This is a genomic window from Nocardia sp. NPDC127526 (genome assembly GCF_042672265.1).
Classification (GTDB): Bacteria; Actinomycetota; Actinomycetes; order Mycobacteriales; family Mycobacteriaceae; genus Nocardia.
Genome location: NZ_JBHXVO010000008.1, coordinates 268,844 through 293,392 on the forward strand (window position 1 = coordinate 268,844; position 24,549 = coordinate 293,392).

At 68.3% G+C, this 24,549-nt stretch carries 30 protein-coding genes; 19 read left to right on the plus strand and 11 right to left on the minus strand.

Going from position 1 to position 24,549, the window contains the following annotated elements; all coding sequences use genetic code 11:
* Positions 1-6 precede the first annotated feature (6 nt).
* Positions 7-882, minus strand: a complete 876-nt coding sequence (locus ACFVIV_RS17385; RefSeq protein WP_379197313.1) for an NAD(P)-dependent oxidoreductase — start codon at positions 880-882, stop codon at positions 7-9.
* Positions 883-1,062: 180 nt separating this feature from the next.
* On the opposite strand from ACFVIV_RS17385, the gene ACFVIV_RS17390 reads away from it, so the two are divergent.
* Positions 1,063-1,377: a winged helix-turn-helix transcriptional regulator gene (locus ACFVIV_RS17390; protein ID WP_379197453.1), complete on the plus strand. Its 315-nt coding sequence runs from the start codon at positions 1,063-1,065 to the stop codon at positions 1,375-1,377.
* 19 nt (positions 1,378-1,396) lie between these two features.
* Here ACFVIV_RS17390 and ACFVIV_RS17395 read toward each other — a convergent pair whose 3' ends face one another.
* Positions 1,397-2,509 (minus strand): glycerate kinase, encoded by a 1,113-nt coding sequence (locus ACFVIV_RS17395; protein WP_379197315.1) that lies wholly within the window; start codon positions 2,507-2,509, stop codon positions 1,397-1,399.
* A gap of 97 nt (positions 2,510-2,606) precedes the next feature.
* On the opposite strand from ACFVIV_RS17395, the gene ACFVIV_RS17400 reads away from it, so the two are divergent.
* On the plus strand, positions 2,607-2,936 hold the full coding sequence (locus ACFVIV_RS17400) for a GNAT family N-acetyltransferase (RefSeq protein WP_379197317.1): 330 nt from the start codon (positions 2,607-2,609) through the stop codon (positions 2,934-2,936).
* A 91-nt stretch (positions 2,937-3,027) separates the two neighbouring features.
* Here the strand turns inward: ACFVIV_RS17400 and ACFVIV_RS17405 are convergent, their stop codons facing one another.
* Positions 3,028-3,786: a lysophospholipid acyltransferase family protein gene (locus ACFVIV_RS17405; RefSeq protein WP_379197319.1), complete on the minus strand. Its 759-nt coding sequence runs from the start codon at positions 3,784-3,786 to the stop codon at positions 3,028-3,030.
* 158 nt (positions 3,787-3,944) lie between these two features.
* Here ACFVIV_RS17405 and ACFVIV_RS17410 point away from each other — a divergent pair, with 158 nt between their 5' ends.
* Genes ACFVIV_RS17410 through ACFVIV_RS17420 form a run of 3 tightly spaced genes read left to right on the plus strand, consistent with a single transcriptional unit; the run spans position 3,945 to position 5,820 of the window.
* A complete protein-coding gene (locus tag ACFVIV_RS17410) occupies positions 3,945-4,559 on the plus strand; it encodes a YqgE/AlgH family protein (protein ID WP_379197321.1) in 615 nt (204 codons plus the stop codon).
* Positions 4,560-4,603: 44 nt separating this feature from the next.
* Positions 4,604-5,110, plus strand: a complete 507-nt coding sequence (locus ACFVIV_RS17415; RefSeq protein ID WP_379197323.1) for a sigma-70 family RNA polymerase sigma factor — start codon at positions 4,604-4,606, stop codon at positions 5,108-5,110.
* Positions 5,107-5,820 carry an anti-sigma factor family protein gene (locus ACFVIV_RS17420; RefSeq protein ID WP_379197325.1) on the plus strand — a complete coding sequence of 238 codons (714 nt, stop codon included), beginning with the start codon at positions 5,107-5,109 and terminating at the stop codon, positions 5,818-5,820. Before ACFVIV_RS17415 ends, ACFVIV_RS17420 begins: the two co-directional genes overlap by 4 nt.
* 99 nt (positions 5,821-5,919) lie before the next feature.
* On the opposite strand, the gene ACFVIV_RS17425 is transcribed toward ACFVIV_RS17420, so the two are convergent.
* The 3 genes from ACFVIV_RS17425 to ACFVIV_RS17435 form a co-directional block, all read right to left on the minus strand.
* Positions 5,920-6,690, minus strand: coding sequence for an ABC transporter permease (locus ACFVIV_RS17425; RefSeq protein ID WP_379197327.1), 771 nt, complete (start codon positions 6,688-6,690; stop codon positions 5,920-5,922).
* Positions 6,690-7,640 carry an ATP-binding cassette domain-containing protein gene (locus ACFVIV_RS17430; RefSeq protein ID WP_379197329.1) on the minus strand — a complete coding sequence of 317 codons (951 nt, stop codon included), beginning with the start codon at positions 7,638-7,640 and terminating at the stop codon, positions 6,690-6,692. Before ACFVIV_RS17430 ends, ACFVIV_RS17425 begins: the two co-directional genes overlap by 1 nt.
* A 134-nt stretch (positions 7,641-7,774) precedes the next feature.
* Positions 7,775-8,299 carry an EXLDI protein gene (locus ACFVIV_RS17435; protein WP_379197331.1) on the minus strand — a complete coding sequence of 175 codons (525 nt, stop codon included), beginning with the start codon at positions 8,297-8,299 and terminating at the stop codon, positions 7,775-7,777.
* A 138-nt stretch (positions 8,300-8,437) separates the two neighbouring features.
* On the opposite strand from ACFVIV_RS17435, the gene ACFVIV_RS17440 reads away from it, so the two are divergent.
* Genes ACFVIV_RS17440 through ACFVIV_RS17455 form a run of 4 tightly spaced genes read left to right on the plus strand, consistent with a single transcriptional unit; the run spans position 8,438 to position 12,942 of the window.
* The gene (locus ACFVIV_RS17440) at positions 8,438-10,144 is read left to right on the plus strand and encodes a thiamine pyrophosphate-binding protein (protein WP_379197332.1); all 1,707 of its coding nucleotides are present in this window, start codon (positions 8,438-8,440) and stop codon (positions 10,142-10,144) included.
* A gap of 2 nt (positions 10,145-10,146) precedes the next feature.
* Positions 10,147-10,806, plus strand: a complete 660-nt coding sequence (locus ACFVIV_RS17445) for an SRPBCC family protein (RefSeq protein WP_379197334.1) — start codon at positions 10,147-10,149, stop codon at positions 10,804-10,806.
* Between the two features lie 10 nt (positions 10,807-10,816).
* On the plus strand, positions 10,817-11,857 hold the full coding sequence (locus ACFVIV_RS17450) for a 3-oxoacyl-ACP synthase III family protein (protein ID WP_379197336.1): 1,041 nt from the start codon (positions 10,817-10,819) through the stop codon (positions 11,855-11,857).
* Complete coding sequence (locus ACFVIV_RS17455) at positions 11,854-12,942, plus strand: aminotransferase class I/II-fold pyridoxal phosphate-dependent enzyme (protein ID WP_379197338.1); 1,089 nt, start codon at positions 11,854-11,856, stop codon at positions 12,940-12,942. Before ACFVIV_RS17450 ends, ACFVIV_RS17455 begins: the two co-directional genes overlap by 4 nt.
* Here ACFVIV_RS17455 and ACFVIV_RS17460 read toward each other — a convergent pair.
* Positions 12,896-13,864, minus strand: coding sequence for a bile acid:sodium symporter family protein (locus tag ACFVIV_RS17460; RefSeq protein WP_379197340.1), 969 nt, complete (start codon positions 13,862-13,864; stop codon positions 12,896-12,898). The two genes, ACFVIV_RS17455 and ACFVIV_RS17460, sit on opposite strands and share 47 nt — an antisense overlap.
* A gap of 107 nt (positions 13,865-13,971) precedes the next feature.
* Between ACFVIV_RS17460 and ACFVIV_RS17465 the strand changes: the two genes are divergently transcribed.
* The 7 genes from ACFVIV_RS17465 (at position 13,972) to ACFVIV_RS17495 (ending at position 18,830) form a co-directional block, all read left to right on the plus strand.
* On the plus strand, positions 13,972-14,901 hold the full coding sequence (locus ACFVIV_RS17465; protein ID WP_379197342.1) for a TIGR04222 domain-containing membrane protein: 930 nt from the start codon (positions 13,972-13,974) through the stop codon (positions 14,899-14,901).
* A 236-nt stretch (positions 14,902-15,137) separates the two neighbouring features.
* Entirely contained in the window at positions 15,138-16,034 is an 897-nt protein-coding gene (locus tag ACFVIV_RS17470; RefSeq protein WP_379197344.1) for a DUF692 domain-containing protein, read from the plus strand.
* Positions 16,031-16,375: a hypothetical protein gene (locus tag ACFVIV_RS17475; RefSeq protein ID WP_379197346.1), complete on the plus strand. Its 345-nt coding sequence runs from the start codon at positions 16,031-16,033 to the stop codon at positions 16,373-16,375. The genes ACFVIV_RS17470 and ACFVIV_RS17475 overlap by 4 nt, the downstream gene beginning before the upstream one ends.
* A 70-nt stretch (positions 16,376-16,445) precedes the next feature.
* Complete coding sequence (locus tag ACFVIV_RS17480) at positions 16,446-16,742, plus strand: hypothetical protein (protein ID WP_379197348.1); 297 nt, start codon at positions 16,446-16,448, stop codon at positions 16,740-16,742.
* Positions 16,743-16,780: 38 nt separating this feature from the next.
* Positions 16,781-17,203: a hypothetical protein gene (locus ACFVIV_RS17485; RefSeq protein ID WP_379197350.1), complete on the plus strand. Its 423-nt coding sequence runs from the start codon at positions 16,781-16,783 to the stop codon at positions 17,201-17,203.
* A gap of 14 nt (positions 17,204-17,217) precedes the next feature.
* Positions 17,218-17,649 (plus strand): GNAT family N-acetyltransferase, encoded by a 432-nt coding sequence (locus ACFVIV_RS17490; RefSeq protein WP_379197352.1) that lies wholly within the window; start codon positions 17,218-17,220, stop codon positions 17,647-17,649.
* A 38-nt stretch (positions 17,650-17,687) separates the two neighbouring features.
* Complete coding sequence (locus ACFVIV_RS17495; RefSeq protein WP_379197354.1) at positions 17,688-18,830, plus strand: epoxide hydrolase family protein; 1,143 nt, start codon at positions 17,688-17,690, stop codon at positions 18,828-18,830.
* 34 nt (positions 18,831-18,864) lie between these two features.
* Here the strand turns inward: ACFVIV_RS17495 and ACFVIV_RS17500 are convergent, their stop codons facing one another.
* Entirely contained in the window at positions 18,865-19,611 is a 747-nt protein-coding gene (locus tag ACFVIV_RS17500) for a glycoside hydrolase family 25 protein (protein ID WP_379197356.1), read from the minus strand.
* Positions 19,612-19,697: 86 nt separating this feature from the next.
* Complete coding sequence (locus ACFVIV_RS17505) at positions 19,698-21,038, minus strand: glycogen debranching protein (RefSeq protein ID WP_379197358.1); 1,341 nt, start codon at positions 21,036-21,038, stop codon at positions 19,698-19,700.
* Positions 21,039-21,256: 218 nt separating this feature from the next.
* Here ACFVIV_RS17505 and ACFVIV_RS17510 point away from each other — a divergent pair, with 218 nt between their 5' ends.
* Positions 21,257-21,961: an SDR family oxidoreductase gene (locus ACFVIV_RS17510; RefSeq protein WP_379197360.1), complete on the plus strand. Its 705-nt coding sequence runs from the start codon at positions 21,257-21,259 to the stop codon at positions 21,959-21,961.
* Positions 21,962-22,151: 190 nt separating this feature from the next.
* Entirely contained in the window at positions 22,152-22,484 is a 333-nt protein-coding gene (locus ACFVIV_RS17515) for a hypothetical protein (RefSeq protein ID WP_379197362.1), read from the plus strand.
* 66 nt (positions 22,485-22,550) lie between these two features.
* Here ACFVIV_RS17515 and ACFVIV_RS17520 read toward each other — a convergent pair whose 3' ends face one another.
* Together ACFVIV_RS17520 and ACFVIV_RS17525 are read right to left on the minus strand one after the other, a co-directional pair.
* Positions 22,551-23,480 carry an NADP-dependent oxidoreductase gene (locus ACFVIV_RS17520; protein ID WP_379197364.1) on the minus strand — a complete coding sequence of 310 codons (930 nt, stop codon included), beginning with the start codon at positions 23,478-23,480 and terminating at the stop codon, positions 22,551-22,553.
* A 29-nt stretch (positions 23,481-23,509) separates the two neighbouring features.
* Positions 23,510-23,995, minus strand: coding sequence for a luciferase family protein (locus ACFVIV_RS17525; RefSeq protein WP_379197366.1), 486 nt, complete (start codon positions 23,993-23,995; stop codon positions 23,510-23,512).
* 66 nt (positions 23,996-24,061) lie between these two features.
* Between ACFVIV_RS17525 and ACFVIV_RS17530 the strand changes: the two genes are divergently transcribed.
* On the plus strand, positions 24,062-24,511 hold the full coding sequence (locus ACFVIV_RS17530; protein ID WP_379197368.1) for a winged helix-turn-helix transcriptional regulator: 450 nt from the start codon (positions 24,062-24,064) through the stop codon (positions 24,509-24,511).
* Positions 24,512-24,549 lie beyond the last annotated feature (38 nt).

The following is a 24,549-nucleotide window of genomic DNA, read 5'->3' on the forward strand; positions in this document are numbered from 1 at the left end:
CATGATTCAGTTCGCACCGTTGCGAAGCAGTTCGTAGGTGGAGACGGCCCGACCCGCCTTATCGCTGGCGGCGACCGCCTTGCGCCACAGATTCTGCGCGGTGTGCGAGAGGACCGCGTCCACGCCGACCTCTTCGCTGGCGTCGATGATGTGCTGCGCGCCGGCGTCCATCATCTTCAGGCTGGCCACATCGGCCCAGCCGCCGTTCTGGTTGGCGACCGAGAACTCCTCCATGAAGTAGGGGAACGCGGCCGCGGAACGCACCGCGAACGGCACGAACTGGGCGATATCGTGGCCGGAGCGGGAGATCATGGCGGTCGCCTGATCGAAGGCCAGCAGCCAGGGGTGGAAGATGGTGAGCAGACCCTGGTAGAAGATCTGCGCCAGGCCGTCGTCCAGGCCCAGGTACTCCTGCGGGCTGAGCGGCAGCAGCAGCTCGGAGACCTTGTCGAAGGTCTCGCGCGGGCCGCTGTAGAAGATGTACGAGGCCGGGTGCTCGATATTGTCACCGGCCGACATGACGCCGCCGGAGATGAATTCCGCACCGTGCTCGCGCACCCAGGCCGCGCCGGCGCGGGCCTTCTCCGGGGAATCGGAGGACAGGTTGGCGATCACCTTGCCGCGCAGGCGATCCTGGGCCTGGCCGAGCACGTCGTACATGGCGGCGTAGTGGGTCAGGCTGACCACGGTGACCTCGTTGGCGTCGATCGCCTCGGCGACGGTGGCGGCGCGCTTGGCGCCGAGTTCGACCATGGCCTCGGCCTTTTCGGGGCTGCGGTTCCAGACGGTCACCTCGACGCCGGCCTTCAGGAAGGCCTTGACCATCGACTGGCCCATCGGGCCCAGGCCGATGACGGAGACGGAACGGTTCTGCTCAGACATGGTGTGTCCTTTTCGAAGATCGCGGTGATTGTGTCGGCGCCGGAATCGATACTGCGCGGAGTCGGTAATCTCGGGAAGACCGCACGTTCGAGTGGGGTTGCTTACCTGAAGGTTCGAAATACGGTCAGGAGTAGCGCGGTGAGCCAATACGGTGACGCGGATCACGATGACGTGTGCGGCATGTCCCTCGCCATCGATGTGGTCGGCGGGAAGTGGAAGCTGCACCTGATGTGGGTGCTCGGTGAGGGGCCGCAGCGGTTCGGCCAGATTCGCCGCATGCTGACGGGCGTGAGCGAGAAGGTGCTCGCGGAGAACCTGCGGCAACTGGAGGCCGGCGGCGTGGTGCACCGCGAGATCTATCCGGAAATCCCGCCGCGCGTGGAGTATTCGCTCACGCCGCTGGGCGAGGAGTTGGCTCTCGCGCTGAAGCCCCTGGAGCAGTGGGGCGATCGCAATCGCGGCCGCATCCTCCAAGAGCTCAGCACCGCCGTGTAATACCGGCGCGCGGGTGACGTCAGCGCGCCAGCCGCTCGCCGATCCGTTCCAGCAGGGCGGCGGCCTCGGCCATGGACCGGACCGGATCGGGTTCCAGGTCCGACAGTGCGTAGGCGGCACTGAATCCGGCCGATCGCACCTGGTCGGGGGTGAGCTGGACGCGGCCCGCGACGGCCACGACCGGGACGCCGGCGTGCAGGGCGGCGCCCGCGACGCCGATGGGCGCCTTGCCGTGCAGGCTCTGCGTGTCCAGGGACCCTTCGCCGGTGACGACCAGATCGGCCCCGGCGAGCTGCGCGTCGAAGTCCACCAGCCCGAGCACCACGTCGATGCCGGGCCGCGCGACCGCGCCGAGCACCGCGATGGCCCCGAATCCGGTGCCGCCCGCCGCGCCCGCGCCGGGCTTGCCCGCGAATTCCGGACCGAGGAGCTCGGCCCAATGCGTCAGCGCCACTTCGAGAACCGCGACCTCATCGGGTCCGGCGCCCTTCTGCGGTCCGTAGACCGCGGCCGCGCCGGTGGGCCCGAGCAGGGGGTTGTCCACATCGCTGGCGAGGATGACGCGCGCCTGCGCCAGTCCGGGATGCAGGCCGGTCCGGTCCACCCGCACGGCTTGTGCGAGTTTCGCGCCGCCGCAGGCCAATTCCCGGCCGTCGGCGGTAAGGATCCGCAGGCCCAGTGCTTGCAGCAGCCCCGCGCCGCCATCGGTGGAGGCGCTGCCGCCCAGCCCGAGCACGATCTCGCGGGCCCCGCGGTCCAGGGCGTGCGCCATGACCACGCCCAGGCCGTAGGTGCTGGCGTACAGCGGATCCGGTAGTCCGCCCGGTAGTTTCGCGAGTCCGCAGACGGCGGCCAATTCGATGACGGCGGTGTCGCCCCGCATGGCGTAGGCGGTGGCGAGCGGTTTCAGGGTGGGGCCGGGGGCCTCCAGGGGCACCCGCTCCCAGCCAGCCGCCAGGAAGGCGTCCACGGTGCCGTCGCCGCCGTCGGCGACCGGTAATTGCCGGACCCGGGTCTGCGGGGCGGCGCGTTCGATGCCCGCGGCGAGTGCGGCGGCGACTTGGGCCGCGGTCAGCGAGCCCTTGAACTTGTCCGGGGCGAGGATCACCCGGCGCGAGTGCGTGTCGGTCACTTTCACAGTGTGCGCAATATCGGCGATAACGACACGCCAGTCACAACCGTCTCGCAATACGGACAAATTGCAGCAAGCAAACGTTAGCGTCGTGGCTATGTCGAGTGAGTCGGACGCATCGATCGAGGTTCGCAAAAACACCGAGCTGGATCGCTTCGAGCTGTACGTCGACGGATACCTCGCCGGTGTCACCTCCTACCAGGACACCGCCAATGAACGCGCCTTCGTGCACACCGAGATCTACCCCCAATACGAGGGTCAGGGCTTCGGGCGCAAGCTGGTGCAGGGCGCGCTCGAACGGACCCGGGACGAGGCGTACGGCATCCTGCCGCTGTGCCCGATGGTGCACCACTTCGTGGAATCGCGCCCGGAGTATCTGGCGTTGGTGCCGCAGTGGTCGAGACAGCGATTGGGGCTACCCCAGTGACAGAGATGAGCCAACTCTCGTAGCTCTCAGGGGCAAGCCCCTGAAACCCCGGTGACTCGGGGGTCAGGGCAAGCCCCCTGAAACCCGGCCTCTAGTACGCCTTCACCGCACCGTCGAGCGCGATCTGGAGTTCGTCGCGCACCACCCGGGTGATCTCGGCCGGTTTGGTCGGCAGCTCCGACACCGGGGCCCCGAAGTAGAAGCTGGCCGACTTGGCCTCCTCCTTGCTGGGCTCCACCTTCGGATCCCGCGGACCGTAGCTGAGCCCCAGGCTCACCAGCACCGGATTCGCCCCGAGCTTCTTGGCCCGGAATGCGATGTGGCCGATGCCCGTACCCACGGTCTGCACCCGGGTGTGGTCGACGTCGTTGCAGGTGCCCTCCGGGAAGACCGCCACCCCGTCCCCGCGCGCCATGCGCTCGGCGCACACATCGATCATGCGCTGCCCGGCGGCGTTCACGGCGCGAATGCCGTGGTCCTTGCCGCGGAAAACGGGGATGCCGCCCATCATGTCGATGCGGCCGCGCTGCTTGTCCTCCAGGAACAGTTCGTCCTTGGCCAGCACCCGGGTGTGCCCGATGGCGGGCCGCAGGGCGCTGCGCCAGGCCGCGGCGGCCACGGTGTAGGGGTCGAGCTGGGAGAGGTGATTGATGGAGATGAGCAGCGGCCGCCCCTGGGAGATGAACGCCCGCAGCTGTTCCCGCGCGCCCGGCGCGTAGGAGATGCGCGGCCGGTAGCGCCGCCCGAGCAGCCAGTAGGCGGCCCGCGCCTTCAGGAGATTCTGCTGGTGATCCCGATAGAAGTCGTACACCGCGTCACTGTTCTCGAGGACCACCTCGGGACGTTCCATGCCGCCACCCTAGCGAGCAACCGCCGCCCGCGCCGCCCGGAAATTCGGGCCGCTCGGGCGGTGCGCGCGCCGTCCCCGGGGGCGTCGCGATGCGGCGCAATTGGGCACTCGAGAATTAAGGGCCGCAATTGCGCTGTGCCGGTGCGATGATGGGCTCTGTGGCACGCGCAGAGGAACACGGTGATCGTTCTCGACGCGAATTCCGGCACGAGGACCAGGTCGTCAGGCCCGGGACTCTGCTGGTGTCCGCAACCGACCTGGTGGAGCCGGCCTTCCGGCGGACGGTCGTGTACATCATCGAGCACAATGACGCCGGCAGCCTGGGTGTGGTGCTGAACCGGCCGAGTGAAACCGCCGTCCGCGACGTGTTACCGAATTGGGCCGAGCTAGCGGCGGCGCCGCGAGCGCTGTTCCTGGGCGGCCCGGTGAAACGCGATGCCGCCTTATGCCTGGCCACCGTGAAAGTGGGCGCCTCCTTTGCCGGCATTCCGGGCCTGCGCCGGGTGGACGGCCGGGTGGCGCTGGTGGATCTGGACGCCGATCCGGACACCATCGGCCCGCTGGTCGACGGCATCCGCATCTTCGCGGGCTATGCCGGCTGGACCTTCGGTCAGCTGGAGGGCGAACTGGATCGCGGCGACTGGATCGTGTTGTCGGCCCTGCCCACCGATCCGCTCGCGGGCCGGGTCGATCTCTGGGCGCGGGTGCTGCGCCGCCAGCCGCTGCCGCTGTCGCTGCTGGCGACCCATCCCATCGAGCTGGAGCGGAATTGAACTGAATCCACCGGCTGTGTCGTGGACGGGTGCGGAGGTGACCGATGCCCGACGATCAAGCGGCGCTGCTCCGCGCGCTCTACGACGAGCACGCGGCCGCGCTGTGGCGCTATACGTTCGGGCTGGTCGGAGATCCGGGGCGGGCCGAGGACATCGTGCAGGAGACCCTGCTGCGCGCCTGGCAGCGACCGGCGGTGCTCGACCAGTCCACATCCTCGGCCCGCGCGTGGCTGTTCACGGTGGCCCGTAACCTGGCCGTGGACGAACATCGCAGCGCGCGCAGCCGCCGGGAGTTCCGCACCGATCATCCGCCGGAGCAACCGGTGGCCGATCAATCCGATCGGGCCCTGGACGGCTGGCTGGTCGCCGACGCGCTGGCGCGGCTGACCGTCGATCACCGCGATGTCATCGTCCGCGCCTACTACCGCGGCCTGTCCACCAATCAGATCGCCGCGGAGCTCGAGATACCGGAAGGAACGGTGAAATCCCGCATGCACTACGGCATGCGGGCGCTGCGCCTGGTGTTGCAGGAAATGGGGGTGACGAGATGACCGAGAGCCACGAACTCTGCGATGGCTACACCACCTGGGACGGTGCGTATGTGCTCGGCGCCCTGGCCCGCGATGAGCGCCGCGAATACGAGGACCATCTGGCCGGCTGCGAATACTGCCGGGCGGCGGTCGGGAAGCTGGCCGGACTGCCCGGGCTACTGGCCCTGGTGGACGAGGAGACCGCGGTTTCCATTGCGGCGCAGGAGGATCCGCCCGATTCCGTGCCCCCGCCGCCGGAGCGGATGCTGCCGGGATTGTCCGCGCGGGCCGAGCGGCAGCGCAGGCTGCGGCGGTGGCGCACCCTCGGCACGGCGGTGGCGGCGGCCGCGGCGGCGGTGCTGATCTCGGTGCCGGTGACCGCGGAGCTCGCCGGGCGGGATCGGCCGGCGACGCAGCAGGTGGTCGCCGCGGGCGAGCTGCGACCGCAGGTGGAGACGCCGATCATCGCGACCTTCAAGGTGCTGCTGGTGGACGGGCAGACCCGCGTGGACATGACGTGCAGCTATCCGCCGTCGGATCAGATCTACGCCTGGCAGCTGTCGCTGTGGGTGGTGCGGCAGGACGGGACGCAGTCGAAACTCTCGGAGTGGACGGCAAAACCGGGTCAGGTGTACACCCCGGACGGGACCACCTCCGTCGAGCCCGGCCAGTTGCAGACCGTGGAGATTCGCAATGCCGCGGGCAAGGTGTTGCTCGCGGCGGCGTTGTAAACCCTTGGTGTAGAAGTTCTTTCCGGAACAGACGAAGACGGCGCACCCCTCATCGGGTGCGCCGCCTCCGCTCCCGCGCCATTGCGGGGCCGGTTGGACTCAGGCGTCGGTCTTGCGCTTGAACGCCGACGCGGACCACAGGTAGCCGCCCACGCCGATCACCAGGATCCAGGCCAGGGCGACCCAGCCGTTCTTGCCGATCTCGGTGCCCATGAGCAGGCCGCGAATGGTCTCGGCAATGGGGCTGAAGGGCTGGTACTCGGCGAACTGCTTCACGCCGGTGGGCATGGTGTCGGTGGGCACCAGGCCGCTGCCGAGGAAGGGCAGCATGATGATCGGCATCGGCAGGTTGGAGGCGCTCTCCGGGTTCTGGGCGATCAGGCCGAAGGCCACGCCCAGCCAGTTGAGCGCGAAGATGGTCACGCCGACCAGGCCGAAGGCGGCCAGCCATTCCAGTACATTGGCGTCGTGCGAGCGGAAGCCGATGAGCACGGCCACCAGCGTCATGACGCCCACGCCGAGCATGCCCTGGATCCAGGTGCCGGCGACTTGGCCGGTCAGCATGGAAGTCTGCGAGATGTGCATGGTGCGGAACCGGTTGACCAGGCCCTGGGTCATGTCCATGGCGACCGAGACCGAGATGCCCGCGACCAGATACGCCGGAATCATGAGCATCATGCCGGGGGCCAGGTAGTTGATGTACTTGTCGCCGCCGGTGGAGGATTCGAGCGCGCCGCCGAAAATGTAGTTGAACAGCAGCAGCAGGAAGACCGGCATGACGATCAGGCTGATGGTCATGGACGGATACCGCTTGGCGCGCAGCAGGTTCCGTCGGAGCATGGTGGTCGAATCGGCGAGTGCGGTGGACATTACGCGTTCTCCTTGGCGTAGCCGCCGGTCAGGGCGAGGAAGACATCGTCGAGGTCGGGGGTGTGCACGGACAGGCCTTCGGCTTCGACCCGGATCTCGTCGAGGCGGTCGAGCACCGCGCGCACGGACTTCACCGCGCCGTCGCTGGGGATGGCCAGGGTGAGGTCGCCGTTGATCTGCGCGCCGTCACCGAAAGCCGCTGCGGCGGCGTCGAGTTGGTCGGTGTCGGCGAAGTCGAGCTTGATGTAGCCACCGGGGACCAGCCGCTTGAGCTGATCGGCGGTGCCCTGGGCGACGATGCGGCCCTGGTACAGCACCGCGATCTGGTCGGCCAGCTGATCGGCCTCTTCCAGGTACTGGGTGGTGAGGAAGATGGTGACGCCGCCCGCGACCAGATCGCGGATGATATCCCACATGACGCGGCGGCTGCGCGGGTCCAGGCCCACGGTCGGCTCGTCGAGGAAGATGATGCGCGGATCGCCGACCAGGGTCATGGCCAGATCGAGGCGCCGGGTCATGCCGCCGGAGAAGGTGTTCGCGATCTTGTCGGCGGCCTCCGCCAGATCGAAGCGCTCCAGCAACTCGTCCGCGATGCGCACGCTCTCACTGCGCGGCATATGGTGCAGATCGCCCATGAGGATGAGGTTCTCGCGGGCGGTGAGCAGTTCGTCGACCGCGGAGAACTGCCCGGTCACGCCGATCGCCGAGCGGACGCCCGCCGGCTGGGTGGCGAGATCGTAACCGCCGACATTGATTTCGCCGCCGTCGGCGCGCAGCAGGGTGGACAGGATCTGCACGGTGGTGGTCTTGCCGGCGCCGTTCGGGCCGAGCAACGAGAAAATGCTGCCCTCGGCGACCTTGAAGTCGATGCAGTCGAGCACGATGTGCTCGCCGAAGGATTTGCACAGGCCGGAGACCGCGATGGCCGCCGGTTGCTCGTTGTACAACATGGGGTCCCTCTCATCAATAAGTAGGCATGAATGCATGCGTCAGCTGAGCCGTGCCCGCTCGAGGCGGCGGACAAAGCGTCTTACCTGTTCAGTTGTGTGACAGTTGTTTTCGAATCAGATGCCGAGAGTTCGGATCAGATGTCGAGATCCTCGACGCGGGAATGCTCGGCGGCGTCGGTCACGCGGATGTACAGCTTGTCCGGGATCTTGCCTTTCAGGTCCTCGATCTTGTCGACGACCTCCAGGTCGAAATCACCCCAGTCCTGTTCTCCGATACCCAGGAAGCGGCGCCAGTTCTGCCAGTTCTTCAGGTCCTTGAGGAGACCGGTGTCGGTTGGGAAGTCCTCCCAGTTCGAGAAGTGGCTGTGCACCGCGAACGCGCCTTTGCGAGTGCGGTACACCCGGATGTCCTCGACGCGAGCGTCGGTAACCTGGTGCCACTCGGCCAGCAAGGCGCCGGAGAAGCGGACCTGCCGCACTCCGTCCTTGCCGACCTTGAGGATTACCTCGTCGTAACCCTCCAGGCGGCCTTCCTCGAGCTCGATGAAACGCCGCAGCGCCGTTACGATCGCGCCCGAAAGGTTGCCCCCGACCAGCTCTTGGGCCCGCTGGAACAGCTTGGTGTCCTCGTCGGAAACGTAAATCGTCTTGTTCGGCATGAACCCACTATACGTAGACGTATACATACATGGCAAGAGGGTTGAGCCAACTCTCGGCTCATTGAACCGTCAGCTATCCGCGTTCGTATCCCGAATAGAGACTCGGGCATCCGGTGCCAGCCACCGAAGGGAGCGCCGATGCACAGCGGAACACGGGTCGTGGACCACCTTGTGAAGGCCATCTCCCGGCTTGGCGTGCGACACGTCTTCGGCGTGGACGGGGCCAATATCGAGGATCTCTACGATGCCGCGTTCGACCATCGGGAGCTGATCACGGCGGTGGTGGCCAAGCACGAGTTCTCGGCGGCGACCATGGCCGACGGGTATGCGCGGTCGACCTCCGGACTGGGGGTGGTGGCGGCCACCTCGGGCGGGGGCGCCGTGAATCTGGTGGCCGGGCTGGCCGAATCCTTCGCCTCGCGGGTGCCGGTGCTGGCGCTCGTCGGGCAGCCGCCGACCGTCCTGGAAGGCAAGGGCGCCTTCCAGGATTCGAGCGGGCGGGCCGGCGCGTTCGACGCGGTGCGGCTGTTCACGCCGATCACGCGGTACTGCGCCCGGGTCGGCGCACCCGCCGACCTGCCCGCTCACCTGACCCGGGCCGTCGCCGCGGCGCGGGCGGGCGGGCCCGCGGTGCTGTTGCTGCCCAAGGATGTGCAGCAGGCCGATCTGGTCGCACCCCCGTTCACGCCGCCGGCGCGCGGCTACCGCCGCGATATCGAGGGGTTGTGGCGGGTCCTGCACGCGGTGCGGGCGGCGCGGTCCACCGGGAAGGTGGTGATCGTCGCCGGGGATCAGGTCGCCCGCGACGACGCGCGGGCGCAACTGGCGCGAGTCGCCGCGGTGCTGGATGCCGCGGTGGGCGTGGCCCCGGAGGCCAAGGACGTCTACCACCACGGCGATCCCGGATTCTGCGGTGTCGCGGGAAGTATGGGGCATCCGGAGCTCACGGACGCGCTGCACAATGCGGCGCTGTGCCTGCTGATCGGTACGCGCATGCCGATCACCGCACGCGCCGGGCTGGACGAGGTGCTCGCGCATGTGTCCCTCGCCAGCATCGGCGCCGCCGCGCCGTTCCTGCCGTCGGTTCATGTGCGCAGCACCGACCTGGCCATCACGCTCGCCGAGCTGGGCACCGAATTAGCGCGTCCGGCAACTGCTTCCGGCGCTTCGACATGGACCCCGCCGACCGCCGCGGATGCACGGCGCGGGCGGACGCTCACCGCCATCACCGTCCCACCCTCGGACGGGCCGGGACTGCGATACCGGGAGGTCGTGGAGACCATCAACGCGGCGCTGCCCGACGGCGCGGACGTGTTCGCGGACGCCGGGAACACCGGTGCGGCGGTGGTGCATCACCTGCGATTGCCGCGCGGCGGCCGATTCACCGTCGCACTGGGGATGGGCGGGATGGGCTATGCCTTCGGCGCCGGAATCGGATCGGCGTTCGCGCGCGCACAGCGCCGCGACGGTACGCCGCGACGGACCTTCGTCATTGCCGGGGACGGCGCGTTCTTCATGCACGGCATGGAAATTCACACCGCCGTCGAATATCGGCTGCCGATCACCTTCGTGGTCTTCAACAACAACGCGCACGCCATGTGCATAACTCGCGAACAGCTGTACTACGGGGATCGCTACAGCTTCAACAGGTTCCGGCCGGCGCATCCGGGCGCCGGCATGGCCGCCATGTTCCCGGATCTGTGCACGCACGCACCCACCACCCCGGCCGGGCTCGCCGCCGCCCTGCGGCATTGCGGCCACCGCGGACCATCGTTCATCGCGGTGGACTGCGATCCCGACGAAATACCGCCCTTCACGCCATTTCTGGCGGCATCGAGGAGTTGACCGTGACCACCAGCGCTCTGCCCGCACTCAGCGATATCCCCGACGAGGTCGTTCCCGGCGTCCTGCGCATCGAGAATTCCGACCGCGAGGCCACCACCCCGATCATTCTCGACATGCTGCGGTCGGTGTACCCGCACGATCGGATATTCGGCGAATACTGCACGGTCCAGGGCTATATCGACGCGCCGCCGCGCGAGCTGTACGACTATCTGGCCGACACCCGGTGCCTGGAAGAGTGGACCTACAGCCTGCGCGGATTCACCGAAACCGACGAACCGGGGCTGTGGATTTCCTATGACCGGCTGGGCGACAACACCCGCATCTACACGCGGACGGTCGCCAATCCACAGGCCATGACCGTGGATTACCACTGCGCCTGGGATCAGGGCGAGCACCTGTGGATGATCTACCTGATGCGGGTGGTGGACGCGCAGGTGGTGTTCGACAAGCCCGGCTCGGTGGTGCTGTGGACGAACTGTCACCACCCGTTCTACGAACGGAATCCCTACGCCGACACCGCACCCGAGAAACGCAAGGTGTGGGTCGGGGACTTCTGGGAGATGTTCTCCGCCGGGCATCAACTGGAGCTGGACAACCTCAAGGCCATCGCCGAGTACCGGGTCACCCACGGACTGCCCGTGACGCCCGCCTGGATGAAATGAGCCGGGCGCCATGGACTTCACCGATCCCAATCTGAGGACGCCGCCTGTCAGCCTGGTCGATGTGGCCGGTTATCTGCCGGGCGAACCGGTCGGCACCGAATACTTCACACAGTTCTCCCGCTCCGAGCGGATGGCCAAGAACGTCATGTTCCGCGCACCCAAGGCGCGGCACCATGTGGGTCGCGACGAGACGGCCGTGGACATGGTGGAGCGCGCTGTCGCGCCGCTGATCGAACGCCATGGCGCACAGGAGATCTCGAAGATCGACGTGCTGCTCACCCATACCCAGCTGCCCGACAATCCGGCGCTGGGACCGGGCCCGGAGGTGGCGCGCCGGCTCGGCATGCGGCCGGGCTGGGTGTTCGACGTGCACAATGGCGGCTGCGCGGCCTTCATCCACATGATGTGGCTGGCGCGCACCATTCTCCAGACCACCGGTGCGCGCACCGCTCTCATCGCGGCCACCCAGAACTGCGCGGGCACGGTGTTCACCCAGCCGGATATCCGCAAGCTGGCGCAGGCGCCGGTGCCCGGCGACGGCTGCGGCGTCGGGCTGCTGGTGAAGAACAACAGCGCACCCATCCTCGATATCGAATGCCGCACCTACCCGGAGTTCGCCGGGGATATGGATTTCAGCACCGGCTCCGAGCGCAGGTACTGGGAGCCGGGCGCGGGTCAAGGGTGCGTCACCTTCACCGAGTCCAAGGTCGCCAAGGTGTTCACCCGGGGCAACCGGCTGGTGCCGGAAGTGGCGCTGGCGGTGTGCGACCGCATCGGGGTGAAGGGCCGCGATATCGATACCTTCGTCACCAATCAGCCCAATCGGCTGTTCCTGCGCAACTGGACCGAGGCGCTGGAACTGCCCGCCGAACGCCATCCCGACACCTTCGATCGATGCGGAAACCTGTTCGCGGCAGGCATTCCCGTCACGCTGGACGCGGAGAACTCGGCGGGGCGGGTGCGCAATGGCTCGGTGGTGCTGATGGCGGCGTTCGCGCACGCCGGGGATTTCGCGGGCGCCGCGGCCGTGCGCTGGGGAGCGGCGCGATGAGCATGCCGTGGCTGGACACCATCTCGTACGACTTGAGTTTGAGCGAGAACCCTTTCCCGCCACTGCCTTCCGTGCGGGATGCGGTCGAGGACTGCATGCTGCGGGCGAACCGGTATCCGGAGTTCCTGCCCCGGCAATTGCCGGGCCTGATCGCCGGACATCTCGGCGTGCGGGCCGATCAGGTGGTGGTCGGATCCGGCGCGACCGGCGTGGCCATGCAGATCATGCAGACGCTGCCCGCGCCGGGATCCCCTTTCGTCTATGCCGCACCGACATTCGACGGGTATCCGATCATGGCCGGGATGATCGGCTTGCGCCCGGCGCCGGTGCCCCTCGATGCGAGCGGACGCCAGGATCTGTGGGCCATGGTGCGGGCGGTGGACGAACGCACCGGGCTGGTGGCGGTGTGCCGGCCGCACAATCCGACCGGGACCGTCGTGCCGGCCAGTGAGCTGAAGGCCTTCCTGTGCGCGATACCGCCGCGCGTGCCGGTGATCCTGGATGAGGCCTATGTCGAATTCCTCAGCGCGGCGGCGACTCTCGACACCGTGGAGTTGGTGCACAGGCATCCGAACGTGCTCGTGCTGCGCACCTTCTCCAAGGCGTACGGGCTGGCCGGGCTGCGCATCGGATACGCCTTCGGATCGCCGGAGCTCGTGGCGCGGGTGCACCGGCTGCAACTGCCCTTCGGCGTACCCGCCGGCGCCGTGGCGGCGGTGGCGGCCTCGTATGCGGCGCGGGCCGAGCTGGGCGAGCGCATCCTGCGCATCACCACCGAGCGGGAAATACTGCGAACAGCATTGCGGCGCAGCGGTATCCGGGTTCCGCGCAGCAGTGCCAACTTCCTGTACCTGCCGGGCCGCGATATCGGGGCGGCCCTGGCCCGCGCCGGAATCCTGGCGAAGCGCTATCCCGACGGCAGCGCGCGCATCGCGGTCGGCGATGCGGCGGCGGGCCGCGCGGTGCTGCGGGCGCTCGGTGCGCGATCGGCGCCGAATGTGCATCCGCTGCGCCGCGACGACAGCCGGGCCTCGGCGCTCACGGTGCGGTCCGAGCCCAGCGTTGTGCGAGCGCCGCACAGGTGATCAGCTGGATTTGATGGAAGAGCATGAGCGGCAGCACGATCAGGCCGACCGGTGCTGCCGCGAACAGCACGGTGGCCATGGGCAGACCGGTGGCCAGGCTCTTCTTGGAACCGCAGAACACCACCACGATCCGATCGCCGCGGTCGAATCCGGCCAGCCGCCCGGCGACCATGGTCGCGGTGATCACCAGCGCCAGCAGCGCGGCGCACACCCCGGCCAGCAGCAGAATCCGCAATGGCGACAAGGTCTGCCAGATGCCTTCGACCATGCCCGCGCTGAAGGCGCTGTAGACGACCAGCAGGATCGACCCGCGATCCACCAGCTTCGTCGGTTCCGCGTACCGGGCCAGCCAGCCCTCGATCCTCGGCCGGATGAGCTGGCCGAGGAAGAACGGGACCAGCAGTTGCAGCACGATATCGATGATCGCGGACGGATCCACCTGTGCCTGCCCGGTGGTGTTCATCAACAGGATCACCAGGGCCGGTGTGAGGAACACGCCCAGCAGATTGGACAGCGTGGCGCTCACGATCGCCCCCGCCACATTGCCCTTGGCGATGGAGGTGAACGCGATGGACGACTGCACCGTGGACGGCACCAGGCACAGGAACAACAGCCCCGTATACAGATCATCGGTCAGCACCGCGGGCACCAGCACATGCGCGGCCAGCCCGAGCAGCGGGAAGAGCACGAAGGTGCAGGCCAGCACCACCAGGTGCAGTCGCCAATGCTTGAGACCGGCGAGCGCCTCCTGTGGATGCAGCCGCGCGCCGTAGAGCAGGAACAGCAATGCGATAGCGATCTTCGTCAGCCAGTCCACCACCGCCGCGGCGTCGCCGCGCGCCGGAAAGACGCTGGCCACAACCACGGTGGCGAGAATCGACAGGATGAACCCGTCGATATAGAACTTGCTGAGGAATCGCACTTACCCAGGCTAATCACCTGGAAAACTCGCTTGTTCACACCCCGCTCGCAGGCGCGATACTCAAGGGTGATCGACTTTCCTGACGACTCCCGAGGGGGGAATCGCCGATGATCACCTGGACCGCTCCGGCCGGGGCCGAACTCCTTGCCGCCGAACTCATTGCCGCCGATACCTGGGGAATCCCGTCACAAGCCTTCCTCTGGGCCTATATCCTGGCCGGCTTCGCCGCCGTGAGCTACGGATTGATCCAGCGCGCCAGGATCATTCGCGCGAGCGGCGGCCCGGATCGCCCCGATCAGCCGCTGTATCCGATCGAGACGGCCATGCTGGTCGACGACCGCCGCCCGCTCCTGGTCGGGCTCGCCCAACTGCGCGAACACCGGCTCATCGGACCCTCCGGTGCGCCCACCGGGCCGCGCACCCTGGATCAGCGGACCCTCGACCAGCTGTCGCGGGACCTGTACGCACGCTTGTACTCCTCGAGCGATCGGAAGGTGACCGACCTGACCAGCGCCGTGAAGGGACCGGTGGACGCGCTGCGCATCACGCTGCGCGAACGCGGCTACCTGTTCACCGGCGCGGAGCGAAAAGCGCTGTATCTCGCGGCTGTTCCGATCTTCGCACTACTCCTGATCGGTGGCCTGCGCGTCTATGCGGGCCTGGAGAACGAGCGCGCCGTCGTGTGGCTCATTCTCGCCATGGTCGCCCTGCTCATCTTCACCCGCCTGGTGGTGCACGCCCCGCGTTTGACCCCGCGCGGTCGCGCCTCGCTGGAGGATGCCCAGCAGCGCTACAACTACCTCCAGCCCAACAACTCCCCCGCTTACGGCGCCTACGGACCGGGTACCGTGCCGCTGGCCGTCGCCCTCTTCGGCGCGCAGGTGCTGTGGGCGGTCGATCCCGAACTCGCCGATGCCACCAACACCGTGGCCAGCAGCGATGGCGGCAGCTCCGGAAGCAGCTGCTCCTCCGGTGGCGGTGACGGCGGCGGAAGCAGCTGCGGCGGCGGCGGATGCGGCGGCGGCTGCGGCGGATGACCTGGAAGGAATACCGCTGCCGGGCATCAGGATTCGGCAGCAGCGCCGCGCAACCGGGAAGCCGGGCAACAGGGCCGGGCAGCGGACCGCGGCCGGCGGTGTCGCCGATGCCGGGCGACGCCGGATCGCAGCCGAATCGGCGGTCGACAGCGCTCGGCCGTACCAGCCCGAATATCGAAGTGCGGCCGGGGCCGACGAGCAGCACCGGGCCGGAGGCAGTGGAGCCGCCGGCGCCGATGGACAGCACCGGGCCGTTGCCGGGCACGGCACTGGGGATCGGGTGGCGGCCGGAGATCTGCGGGATCATCGGGGCGCTGGACGGGATCGGGTTCTGCGAGGTGATCGCGGAATCGCTGGTCGCCCCGCAGCGCAAGCGGTGGCGGATCGGGGCCGGGGCGACTGACGGCGTAACAGTTCCCGACGACCTCGAGCTACTGATTGCACAGGGGATATTCGCTGTGCCACATGGCATTTCACTGTCCCTCGGCGGCGCCGATCCAGTGGATGCCAGGCGGGTCGCGCATCTGGCCGATTGTGCGCGGGCGCTGGGGTCTCCGCTGGTGAGCGAGCACATCGCCTTCGTGCGGGCGGGCGGGATGGAGGCCGGGCATCTGCTGCCGGTGCCGCGCACCCGGGAGGCGCTGGATGCGCTGGTGCGCAATATCTCCCGGACGCAGCGTGAGCTGGAGGCGCCGCTGGCGGTGGAGAACATCGCGGCGTTGTTCGAATGGCCGGATGCGGAATTCACCGAAGCGGAGTTTCTCCAGGAGTTGGTGGAGCGCACCGGTGTTCATCTGCTCATCGATATCGCGAACGTTTACGTCAATGCCCGCAACAGGTCTCGTGATCCGCTGACCGAATTGCTGCGGCTGCCCGCCGAGCGGATCGCCTACTGTCATGTGGCGGGCGGGTGGGAATCCGGCGGCCGCTATCACGATACGCACGTCCATCCCGTGCCACCGGAGGTGCTGGCGCTGGTCGGCGAATTCACTGCGCGCCATGCGGTTCCGCTCATGCTGGAGCGCGACGGCAACTATCCACCCGTGGCCGAACTGCTCGCCGAATTGAATGCCATCGCGGATGTCTCGCAGCGTCCGCCGATCACCCTCCGCGCCGGAACGCTGTCATCATGAGCGATTCCCCCGCGAGCTCACTGGCACAGCAGCAGGAGGCACTGGTCCGGGCGCTGGTCGCCGGGGCGGAGGTCCCGCCGGGTTTCGATACCGCCGATATCGCCGCCACCGCGCATGCCTTGCTGCACAAGCGCGCCGGGGAGGTGGCCCGCCGCTTCCCGCTACTGGCCCACCGCTGCGGCCCGGACTTCACCGCCCGCTATGTCGACTGGGCGCGCACCCGCCCCAAGATCACCACCGCCGACGATGCCGCCGCCTTCGCCGCGCACCTCGGCCTGCCCGACCCGCGTCCGCCGCGCGGCGCGCGGGCAGCACTGCGCCGGTTCCTGCCCAACCGGTGAATTCATGCACAAGTGCTAATGTCGGAACTAGTTTGCTGGAGATGTCCTTACCACCCGGAAAGGAAGTTCCATGACTACCGCACATGCCGCTCACACCGACCACGCCCATGAGCACGGTGCGAGTTGCGGCCACGTCGCTGTCCCGCACGGCGACCACGTCGACTATGTCCACGACGGCCATCTGCACCGCGCTCACGACGGTCACTACGACGAATGCGAGCCCTCGGGTCACGCCGCCCACGACAGTCACGACCATCAGCACGGCGAGGGCTGCGGCCACGTCGCCGTCCCGCACGGCGACCACGTCGACTACATCCACGACGGTCACCGCCACGCCGCCCACGACGGCCACTACGACGAGCACTGACCGCTCGCTCCCCCGGCCGCTACGCGATGATGCGGATCATGCCCGTGTTCCACCGCGATCCGCGTAGCGGCTTCCGGCCCAATCCGGCCCCCGCCAGCGGTACCGCCAGCCGCGAACTGGCCCGATTCACCCTCGCCGGCCGCGAATTCGTCCTGCGGCAGACCCTGATCGACCCCGGCGGTCGAACCGGCTGGCACTTCCACGACGGAACGCTGCTGGTCCTGGTCACCGGCAGCCCGCTCGACCATCCGGCCACCGACTGCGTGCCGGTCACCAAACGCCCGTGGCGCATCTTCCGGGAGCCCAGCGGCCCCGGCCACGCCCACCTGGCCCGCAACACCGGCGCCAAGCCGCTGCGCCTGACCGTTCTCTATATCAACCCACCCGGCAGCCCGCTGTCCCGCAGCATTCCCCCGCCACCCTGCGCCGCCGAGCCGCCCACGGCCGATCCGGCCCGGTGAGGCATGCTGACCTCATGATCGAGGTCGTCACTGTCTCCACCGAACAGGAACTAGCCGACGCCTACGCCATCCGCGTCGAAGTCTTCGTCACCGAACAAGGCGTCCCGAAGGAACTCGAACTCGACGAACTCGACGCCACCGCCGACCACTTCCTCGCCCGCCTCGACGGCACACCAGCAGGCGCCGGCCGCCTCCTCATCCGCGAAAACACCGGCGTACTGGGCCGTTTGGCCGTCCTGAAGGAAACCCGCGGCACCGGCCTGGGCGTAGCCCTGGTCCGCGCCATCGAGGACCGCGCCCGCGAACGCGGCTTGACCGCAGTCGAATTGCACTCGCAGACCCAGGCCCGAGGCTTCTACGAACGTCTCGGTTACTCGGCGTACGGCGATATCGACGACGATGCCGGTATCCCGCACATCTGGATGCGTAAACCCCTGGAAAGCTAGGGCAGAAGTTGCCCTAGGCGGCTTCTACGGTGGATGTCATGAGCGCAGAGATCACTCCCTTCCGCATCGAGATCCCCCAAGAGCAGCTCGACGATCTGAACCGGCGGCTGGATGCCACCCGCTGGCCCGACGAGGATCCCCGGGCGGGTTGGGGTCAGGGCATTCCGCTCGGGTACACCAGGGAGCTGGCCGACTACTGGCGGCATACCTACGATTGGCGGGCGCAGGAGGCGCGGCTCAATGCGTTTCCGCAGTTCCGCACCGAAATCGACGGGCACAACCTGCATTTCGTCCATGTCCGCTCGGCGGAGCCGGACGCATTGCCGCTGATTCTCACGCACGGCTGGCCGGGATCGATCGTGGAATTCCTCGAGGTGATCGGACCGCTGACCGATCCGGTGGCGCACGGCGGCAAGGCGGAGGACGCGTTCCACGTTGTGGTGCCGACCATTCCGGGGTACGGGTTCTCCGGGCCCGCCGTCGGCTGGTCGACGGCGCGGGCCGCGCGGGCGTGGGCGGAGCTGATGCGCCGGCTCGGCTACGACCGGTATACCGCGCACGGTGAGGACACCGGGGCGGCCATCACCCGTCAGCTCGCGGTCATCGATGCCGAGCACCTGGTCGCGATGCATCTGACCGATATCGCGTCGGCCACCGTCACCGCCGAGACCGCCGATCCGAACGATCCGATCGAGCAGCGCGCCGTCGAGCGGGCGCAGCGCTACCAGTACGAATTCGGGGCGTACGCGATGCTGCAGGCCAGCCGTCCGCAGACGCTGTCCTACGGTCTCGCCGATTCGCCGGTGGGCCAATTGGCGTGGATCGTCGAGCGATTCAAGGACTGGACCGACTCGACGAATGCGCCCGAGGATGCCGTCGACCGGGACGCCATGCTGACCAATGTCATGGTCTATTGGCTCAATGGCACCGCCGGTTCATCGGCGCGCTACTACTACGAGGGCGCCGCCACCTGGGGCGCTCCCGAACCGGACACCAGCGTGCCGACCGCGGTGGCGGTCATGCCCGAGGACATCGGCGTCCTGATCCGCCGCGTGGCGGAGCAGAACCACAACATCGTGCGCTGGACCGAGTTCGAGCGGGGCGGGCACTTCGCCGCCATGGAGGAACCCGATCTCATCATCGACGACCTGCGCGCCTCGTTCCGCGACTACCGCAAGTAGCGAACAGGTCTCGGCGATCTGCCGGTGGCGCGGGTCAGCTGCTACCCGCGCTTCCGGTACCGCTGCCGGAGAACGGCATATTCGCGAATTGCGCGAAATCGCCCTGGGCGCCGCTGTAGACATTGATGTCCGTGCCGCCGGCGATGCCCGGGACATCACCGGAATCGGTGTACTGCCAGAAGGTCCAGGTGGGCCAGCCGCCGGGGACCTCGGGCTGCTCGTTCCCCCGGTAGTCGGCGATCCAGAGTGGGTAGCGGGTGAACTGGTTGGAGTTGGCCATGGCCGTCTTCCAGAAGTTCGGATAGGTGTAGATGACGGGCACGCGGCCGGTGAGGGCCTGCACCGTATTCAGATAGCGATGGGTCCAGTCGATCAGCGCGTCGGGCGCCAGCCCGCCGGAATCCTCCAGATCGAGCACGGGCGGCAGGTCCAGGGGTCCGTTCTGGCCCAGGACGATGGTCGCGTACAGGGCGGCCTGCGGTTCCGGCGGCAGCGCGGGCCGCGCGTAGTGGTAGGTGCCGCGGGCCACCCCGGCCGTGCGCATGAGCAGGCTGTCCTGCACGAAGTACGGGTTGACGTAGTTCAGGCCCTCGGTGGCCTTGACCATGGCGAACTGGTGGCCGGCCCCGCGGACGGCGAACCAGTTGATCATGCGGCCGTCGATGTGTTGCCAGGACGAGACGTCCGGGCCGTTCTCGGCGGTTGCGGGTGCAGCGGAGATTGCCGCGAGGATGCCGGCCGCCGCGAGACTGAGCAGAACCAAGCGGTTTCGTCGGACCATGCAGACGCACGGTATGGGGCATTACCTGCTTTGGCCACCGGACTCGGCCGCGTGTCGCCCGAGTGTTAGCTAGTTCATTGCCAGCATTAGCCCAGCCAGTCCAGAACCGATGCGGCCGTCCAGGACTGCTGCATGCTGCCCAGCGGTGCGCCGGTGAACGGCTCGTAGTACTCGGCGAAGCTGCCGTCGCTGGCCTGGCGCAGGCCCTCGGCGCGCAGCATGAACGACCGCTCGGCCCAGCCGCGGCGGGCGAAGACCCAGGAGAACAGCCAGCTCATGACCGGCCAGACCGGGCCGCGCCAGTATTCGCGGGAACGGAAGTCCTTGGACACCGGCGAGGTCGACGGCGGCAGGGCGTAGCGCAGGTCCGGGTGACCGCACCAGCGCGGGCCCTCGAACAGGCGCAGCAGCCGGCGTTCGGCGTCGCGGGGCAGGCCGCCGGACAGCAGCGGCGCGAAGATCGCCAGGGTTTCGGTGTCGATCCAGCGGTCCGCGCGAACATCGAAATCGCGGGCCGCACCGGTGCGGGCATCGGTGGTGGCGATGACGCCGGCGCGGAAGTAGTCCGACCATTCGTAGAGCTCGCGCACATCGGCGCGCGGCTGCTTGTAGTCCTCGCCGATATTGGCCAGCACATCGCAGGCCAGGGCGAAGACGGCGGTCACGAAGACGTCCTCGACGGCGAAGCTCATGGTCGAGGCGAGCTGATAGTCGTCGTACCCCGCCCGGCGCATCTGCTCGACCAGCCACATGTACCGGTCGTATTCGCGGTCGCTGGGCCGCTGCGTCGGATCGCCGACCACATGCAGGTCCTCCCGCACATACGGCGGCAGGTCCGGCCCCGGAATCACGTTCTCGTAGGCGCGATCCCAGCGCGGCGAGTTGTCCATGCCGGATTCCCAGCCGTGGTACAGCGTGATGCGCCCGTGCTGCTTGGGATCGCGGGCGTAGGCCAGCCAGCGATGCCAGCGCATCAGATCCGGCCAGCGCCGTTGCAGGAACTCCTCCGCGACCGCCCGGGTGCTGCGCCCGTGCCGGCGGGAGTGATCCAGAATCCGTTGCACCGCAATGGCATGCACCGGCGGCTGGGTGATGCCGGAGGTGTCCGGCCCGTCCGGCGCGTCGGCGGCCAGGCGGCGGCATTCCCAGCGGGACGGTCCGGGAAAGTACCCGTCCACCCCATTGGCGAACACGATGTGCGGGATCATGCCGTTGCGCCATTGCGCCGACAGCAGCGTGTCGAGCTCCAGGGCCGCGCGCTCCACGCTCAGCGGTGCCAATCCGACCGCCACGAAGGCGGCGTCCCAGCTCCACATGTGCGGATACAGCTTGGGGGCGGCGCTGGTCATGGTGCCCAGGTCGTTGCCGCGCAGCAGGTAGGCGGCGCGGGCCGCGAGCTGAGTCGGGGTGAAACCCGGGTGTGTCATCGCCCTATTCTGCGACGGAACTCGCAGGTATGCGCGCTGGGTGTACGGCGCGGGGTGGCGGGGGGACAGCGCCTGATCGCCAGATTGCACTCTGTTCGCCTTTTCGTGAATCCGCTGCTTCGATTCCACTCGTGCACCGCTGCCGCATCGATCCGGGCGCGCCGCGACTGCCACGCCCGGAGCATCGTCACCGTCCGGCCCCCAGTTACCGTGATCGCATGGCGAATTCCGTAAAGAACGGCGACACTCGGCCGGCCGCGCTGATCACCGGCGCCGGCCGGGGCCTGGGCGCCGCGATCGCGCGGGAACTCGCGCCGACGCACACGCTGCTGCTGGGCGCCCGCACGGCGGAGTCGCTGAAACCGGTCCTGAGTGAATTGCCCGATTCCGCCGGTTGGCCGGTCGAGCTGACCGACTATCCGGCGGTTGCCCGCGCGGCGGAGCCGATCGAACGGCTGGAGGTCTTGGTGCACAATGCCGGGATCGCCGACCTGGGAACAATAGCCGATTCGTCCGTTGCGCAGTGGCGGAATACGTTGGAAGCCAACCTGATCGCCGTCGCCGAGCTGACCCGGCTGCTGCTGCCCGCGCTGCGCGCCGGGAACGGGCATGTGGTGCTGATCAATTCGGGTGCGGGGCTGCGCGCCAATGCGGGCTGGGGTGTGTACGCGGCCAGCAAGTTCGGCCTGCGCGCCTTCGCCGACGCGCTGCGGCTGGAGGAACCCGGGCTGCGGGTCACCTCGATTCATCCCGGACGCATCGACACCGATATGCAGCGCGCCATCGTGGCGGACGAAGGGCGCGAGTACCGCCCGGAGGAATTCCTCACGGCCGAAACCGTGGCGCGGGCGGTGCGCCAGGCGGTCGAGACCCCGCGCGACGCCCATCCGACCGAGGTCGTGCTGCGCCCGATCGCGCGGTAGCACGCAGGGCCCATCGCGCGGTAGCACGCAGGGCCCATCGCGCCGGACTCAGTCCCGCCCTATGGGATTCCTGCCCGATTCGCGACGAATTCCGGGAAAACGTTGCGGAATAAGAGGTATCGCCTATGCCGGAGAGCAAGGTCATCGCTATCCTCATGGGCGGGTCGGGCCAAGAACAGGAGAGTTATTCATGGGCCATCGTTTCGCACTGGGCGTCGGTGTGGCGTCCGCACTGCTCACGGCAACCGTCGGGCTCACCGCTCCCGCGGCCGGCGCTTTCCCGCTGGGTGGCGGCGGCGGGATGACCCCGGGCCTGAAGTGCTCGGGCATCACCTGCACCAACAACACCGACCGCGTCTACCTGGTGAGCGGCACCGTGACGTGCCAGGACGAGTTCGGCACCAACTTCGGCACCGTCAGCGCCCGCATCGAGCCGCGCCAGACCGTGGACCTGCAGTACGTCTGCGCCGCCGCCAGCGTCCCGGTCGGCGAGCCCAACGTCATCGGCACGTACGAGGGCTGATACCCGCTGCGCGACTCGGGCCGGTACGCAGTGCGCACCGGCCCGAAAGCATGTGTGGCCCAGGAGCTACGCGATGGTGATGGCGAGCTTGCCCAGGGTGCCGGTGGCGAAGTCCGCGACCGCGGCGGGCGCGTCGGACAGCGCATACGACCGGGCGATCGGGAGCCGCAGGTCACCGCTCACCACGGCGGCGGCGAGTCGGCCGAGGGTCTCCCGGTTGGGATCGGACATGACCGTCGTCGCCTTGATGTCGCGGGCGGAATCCTCCGGCGTGAAATGCAGGGTGGAGGTGAATCGCCCACCCGCGCGCACCAATTCGGCGATGACCGCGCCATCGCCTGCCAGGTGCACCGCGGCGTGCACCCCCTCCGGAACGAGCGCGCGGACCTGATCGGCCACGGCCGCCGTGTGGTCCACCACGTGAGTTGCGCCGAGCCCGAGCACGAACTCCGCTTCCGCGCCGGGCCGGGCGGTGGCGATGACGGTCGCGCCCCGCGCGGCAGCGAGCTGGATGGCGACCGCGCCGACGCCGCCGGTGGCTCCGGAGACCAGGATCGTCTCACCGGGAGCAGGCGCGACGGCGGCAATGGCGTCATGGGCCGCGGTGCCTGCCAGACCCAGTGCGCCCGCCGTCGCGGCATCGAGACCGGCAGGGACGGCCGCGATCCCGTAATCGGCCGGCACGCACACATATTCGGCCCAGCCGCCCTGACCGAGGGTGGGCCGCATGATCACGCCGAAGACCGCATCGCCGACCGCGAACCCGGTCGCCTCCGCACCGAGCGCGGCGACCGTTCCGGCGAAATCCTTCCCCGGTACGACCGGAAACTCGTACTCGTAAACACCTTTCAGATAGCCGCCGAGCACGCCCAGGTCGAAACCGTTGATCGACGAGTGCTCGATTCGGACCAGCACCTCGCCCGGACCGGGCTCGGGGACGGAAAGCTCCGCGAGGAACGGGTTTTCGCCGAAGTCGCCGAAGGCAATCGCGCGCATGAGTGACTCGCTTTCTCTCGGTGGGGATTTCAGTTGGTTCCGCCGGCCCGCTGCCAGGAGGCATGCAGCACGGCGGTGGCGACCGCGAGTTCGGCCTCGTCGCGCGGGGCGTAGAACATGACGATGGTGTCGGGCCATTCCGGCCGCAGCGTGATCGGATGCGGCTCGGCCCAATTCGCCTCACGCAGCGGTGCGACGAACTCGGCCGGAACCGTCAGGTGCAGGAAGCCGGTGCGATGGATATGGCCGAATTCGTCGCGGCTGGGGTGCAGGAACGCCTCCCACGGCCCGGTGGGCCGATGCAGTCGCAGCGCCAGCGACGCCGGTTCGGACACCTGGCTGGGGCCGGTGAAGACGCCGGGCAGCGACCGCGCGTAGGCGACCAGCGCGTCGCGAATCTCCGGTGGCGAGAACTGGTCCAGCTGGTCGTGCGGGATCTCCCGATTGGTCGTGGTGGGGCGGGGGCCGGGGCGGCGCGGCGGGGCCGCGAGATCGACCGGAATGCTGACGGACATTTCACCGCACTTTCTGTTCGTTGCTTACTTCTTGTGCGTGAAAACGATCCTGCCCACAATGGAGCGATGACGGAAGAAGGCACTTCAACCCGCGTACCGAACACGAATGTGCGTGCGGTGCAGGGCATCTCCCCGCCCATCGGCGCGGAGGCGGCGATCTGCCAGCTGCGTGACGTGCTGGATCGCGTCGGCGACAAATGGAGCGTGCTGGTGATGGCGCTGCTCGGCGACGGGCCGCGCCGGTATTCGCAATTGGAGCGGTCCATCGACGGGATCTCGCAGCGGATGCTGACCCTCACGCTGCGCAGCCTCGAACGCGACGGGCTGGTGAGCCGGGCGGTGACGCCGACCTCGCCGCCGCGCGTGGACTACCGGTTGACCCCGGTCGGGGAAACCCTGTCCACACAGGTGAATTCGCTCATCGACTGGGCGGACGCGCATCGCGAATACGTCGCACGATCGCGCCTGCGGTACGACGCCGAGCGGGCCGCGGAGGCCGTGGGGTCCGGGACCTAGCCGTCCGGGCACAAACGGACCGCGGCCCCGCCGAGAGA